A 251-nucleotide genomic window follows, 5' to 3' on the forward strand; every position below is an offset into this window, starting at 1 on the left:
GCGTTCGCGGTGGTGTTGGTACCGCACTGGCCACCCAGACCAGCGGCTTCCAACGCCGAGGTGTCGGCGACGGATTGCAGCTTGCGCTTTTCCAGATACAAGCGCCCGCTGTCGACCGCCAGCAACGTGAACACCAGAGCCAAGGCCAAGGTGCCTGCCGCCATCAAGCCTATTGCACCACGCTGTCTGGAACCGAATCGGGGAGACATCGAAGCACTCCTGCGCTAACTCTCCGTTGCACTGGAGTGTAG

The 251-nt window shown here is 61.8% G+C and carries 1 protein-coding gene; it reads right to left on the bottom strand.

Annotation, left to right across the window (positions count from 1 at the left end; genetic code table 11):
• Positions 1–209, bottom strand: a 209-nt coding sequence (locus FG152_RS27195) for a pilus assembly protein TadG-related protein (protein ID WP_498989486.1), incomplete at its 3' end; no start/stop codon positions are given.
• Between the last annotated feature and the right edge of the window lie 42 nt (positions 210–251).

This window comes from Ochrobactrum sp. XJ1, from assembly GCF_024701725.1.
GTDB classification, from domain to species: Bacteria; Pseudomonadota; Alphaproteobacteria; order Rhizobiales; family Rhizobiaceae; genus Brucella; species Brucella anthropi.